The 3,265-nt window shown below is 71.2% G+C and carries 3 protein-coding genes; 2 read left to right on the top strand and 1 reads right to left on the bottom strand.

From position 1 onward, the window contains the following. Both LLG88_05495 and LLG88_05490 read left to right on the top strand, forming a co-directional pair. Positions 1-820 (top strand): aminotransferase class V-fold PLP-dependent enzyme (locus tag LLG88_05495; GenBank protein MCE5246362.1); only part of this gene is annotated, 820 nt, incomplete at its 5' end. Positions 821-865: 45 nt separating this feature from the next. Further along, on the top strand, positions 866-1,285 hold the full coding sequence (locus LLG88_05490) for an HIT domain-containing protein (GenBank protein MCE5246361.1): 420 nt from the start codon (positions 866-868) through the stop codon (positions 1,283-1,285). Between the two features lie 63 nt (positions 1,286-1,348). Here the strand turns inward: LLG88_05490 and LLG88_05485 are convergent. Further along, positions 1,349-3,265: S46 family peptidase (locus LLG88_05485; GenBank protein MCE5246360.1), on the bottom strand; the 1,917-nt coding region annotated here is incomplete at its 5' end.

Raw genomic sequence — 3,265 nt, 5'->3', positions numbered from 1 at the left:
GAAGGTCGTCGTGGCCGAGGCGCCGTTCCCGCTGCGCTCGGCGGACGAGATCGTCGAGGCGATCGCGGCGCGGGCGTCGGAGCGGACCCGCTTCGCCCTCTTCGACCACGTGACGAGCCAGACCGGGCTCGTCTTCCCGGCTGCGCGGATCGTGCGCGCGCTCCGGGAACGCGGCGTCGAGCGGATCATGATCGACGGCGCGCACGCGCCGGGGATGATCCCGCTCGACATTCCCGCGCTCGGCGCCGACTACTACGCCGGCAACTGCCACAAGTGGATCTGCGCGCCGAAGGGCGCCGCGCTGCTCTGGGCGCGGAGCGGGCTGCGCGACGAGCTCGTGCCGCCGGTCGTGAGCCACGGCTACAACGACCGCCGCGCCGACCGCGGGCCGTTCCGCAAGCTGTTCGACTGGCAGGGGACGCTCGATCCGACCGCGGTCCTCTGCGTGCCGGCGGCGATCAGCTTCCTCGAGGGGATCTTTCCCGGCGGCGCGGAGGAGCTGATGGCCCGCAACCGCGCCCTCGCGCTCGAGGCGCGGGCGATTCTTTGCGGCGCGCTCGGGATCGCGCCGCCCGCGCCGGAGGAGATGATCGGCGCGCTCGCCTCCGTGCCGCTGCCCGACGCGCGGGAGGGGGAGTACGACGCCGCGCGCGGCCGCGACTTCCTGCAGGCGCGCCTCTACGACGAGGCGCGGATCGAGGTCCCGATCATGTTCTGGCCCCGCGCCCCGCGCCGCCTGCTGCGCGTCTCGGCCCAGATCTACAACGACCGCGCCCAGTACGAGGCCCTCGCCGCGGCCCTCGTCGCGCGGCTTCGATAAGGCGGTGCGGCGGCGCGCCGTTCGGGCGCGCGGAGGACGGACGCGATGGCCTTCGAGCTTGATCCGCGGCTGGCGGGGGACACGGTCCCGCTGCTCGAGTTGCCGCTTTCGTCGGCGCTGCTGATGGACGACGCCCGCTTCCCGTGGATCGTCCTCGTGCCGCGGCGCGAGGGGGCGCGCGAGATCCACGAGCTGCCGTGGGACGACCAACTGCAGCTGCTGAGGGAAATGGGCGCCGCGGCGCGCGCGCTCGACGCCGTCGCCGCCCCGGACAAGATCAACGTCGGCGCGCTGGGGAACGTCGTCGCGCAGCTCCACGTCCACGTCGTCGCCCGCTTCCGCGGCGACGCCGCCTGGCCGGGGCCTGTCTGGGGCTCGGGCGCCGCGCGGCCGTACGCGCCCGAAGCGCGCGCGGCGCTCGTCGCGCGGCTCGCCGCGGCGCTCGCCGCGGAGTTGCCGAGATAAGGAAAGGGCGTCCGAGCGAGGCTCGAACGCCCTTCCGGTCAGAGCGAAACGAAGCGAGCGGCATTACTTGGGCCGGATCTCGTCCGCGATCCGCTTGGCGCCGTAGATCTTGTCGAGCGCGGTCAGCAGCGCGCGGCTGTCCACGGCGACGGCGCGGTTCTGCTTCTCGTCGAACCAGAAGTCGCCGCCGAGCGACTGGATGTTGCCGTCGAAGATCAGCCCGACGATCTCGGCCTTCTGGTTGATCATCGGCGAGCCGGAGTTGCCGCCGATGATGTCGTTGTCGGTGACGAAGTCGAACGGCGTCGCCAGGTCGAGCTTCGGCTTCGCGTCGAACCAGCTCTTCGGCAGGGCGAACGGCTCGCGGCCGGTGGCCCGGTCGAAGGCGCCGGCGAAGTTCGTGAACGGCGCGATCTTGCGGCCGTCGTCCTCGACGTAGCCGCGGACGGCGCCGTAGGAGAGGCGCAGCGTGAAGGTCGCGTCGGGGTAGCCGCCCGCGCCGTACGCCGCGAACTGCGCGCGGGCCACGATCTCGTTGTTCTTGTCGAGGACCGACTCGACCTTGTCCTCGAACTCCTTGCGGATCGCGCGGGCGTCGGCGTCCACCAGCTTGGCGAAGAGGATCATCGGGTCGTTCGAGGCGTCGATCGCCGCCTGGCCGCCCTGCCACAGCGCCTTGCGGACGGCGACGTCCTTCAGCTTCGTTCCCTTGACCAGCTCCGCCGCCAGCTCTTCCGGCGACTTCGGCCCGAAGGCCTTCTTGACGAACGGGTGGTCGGCGCCGAGCTCCTCGCGCAGCTTGAGGAGGGAGAAGGAGAAGCGGGCGATCTCGAAGTCGTCGTAGACCGGCGCGGCGGAGAAGAGCTCCTGCTCGACCGCCGGCAGGTTGGCGTCGGCGTACTCGCGCAGGCGCTTGTCGTTGGGCAGCGGGCGCTCGGCGGCGCCGCGGACCAGCTCGCGGGCGACGCCGAAGAGGCGCGACGAGAAGCCGCGGCCGCCTTCCACGTAGCCGAACATCTTGCGCAGGCGGCGCTGATCCTGCATCGCCGCGGCGATCGCGTCCCACGCGCCGCCGTAGACCTTGGCCTTCGCCGGGTCGGCGGCGATCTTCGCCCGGAGGGCGGACTCGTCGGCGACCTTCTTCTTCATGAAGTCCTTGTCCTGCAGCGTGGTCAGGCGGCCGCGCAGCGCCTTGTAGCTGTTCTCGACGTAGAAGAGCGTGGCGTTGGCGACGCGGGCCTGCTCGGGGCCGCGGTTCATGAACTCGCGCAGCATGCCGCGCAGCTCGGCGAGGTAGAAGATCCGCTCCGGCTCGGCGACGTCGCGCTGGTACTCGAGCGCGGCGACGGTCATCAGGCGGCTCGTGGCGCCGGGGTGCCCGGAGACGAACGTCAGCTCGCCGTCGCGCGCGCCGTTCTTCGACCAGGCGAAGTGGTCCTTGATCTTCGCCGGCTTGCCGTCCTGGTAGACGCGGAGGAAGGAGACGTCGAGGTCGTAGCGCGGGAACATGAAGTTGTCGGGGTCGCCGCCGAAGAAGGCGATGGCGAACTCGGGGGCGAAGACCAGCCGGACGTCCTGGAAGCGGCGGTACTTGTAGAGGTGGTACTGCCCGCCGTGGTAGAGCGTCACGACTTCGCAGCGCAGGTCGGCGTCGCCGCCGGCGCACTCGTTCTCCAGCTTGGTCATCTCGGCGCGCTGGGCGGCGCCGAACGCCTCGCCGGCCTTGCCGGCGGTCGCCTTGCCGAGGTCGGCCGTGACGTCCTTGATCGCCACGAGCTGGTTGACCTCGATCTCCGGGCACTTCACTTCGTCGGCGAAGGAGGCGGCGGAGAAGCCGGAGGCGACGTAGTCCTTCTGGGCCGTGGAGAGCTGCTCGATGCAGGAGTGGGCGCAGTGATGGTTGGTCATCACCAGCCCGTCCTCGGAGACGAAGCTGCCGGAGCACCCTTCCGCGAGCCGGACGGAGGAGAGCCGGACGTG

This window comes from bacterium (assembly GCA_021372775.1).
Classification (GTDB): domain Bacteria; phylum Acidobacteriota; class Polarisedimenticolia; order J045; family J045; genus JAJFTU01.
The sequence above is the reverse complement of the archived record's forward strand: the minus strand, read 5'-3'. Positions and strand labels throughout refer to the sequence as shown.

Bases quoted from the DNA above. Each gene is read 5' to 3' on its own strand.
- LLG88_05490 (MCE5246361.1), top strand. From the start codon at position 866: ATGGCCTTCGAGCTTGATCCGCGGCTGGCGGGGGACACGGTCCCGCTG.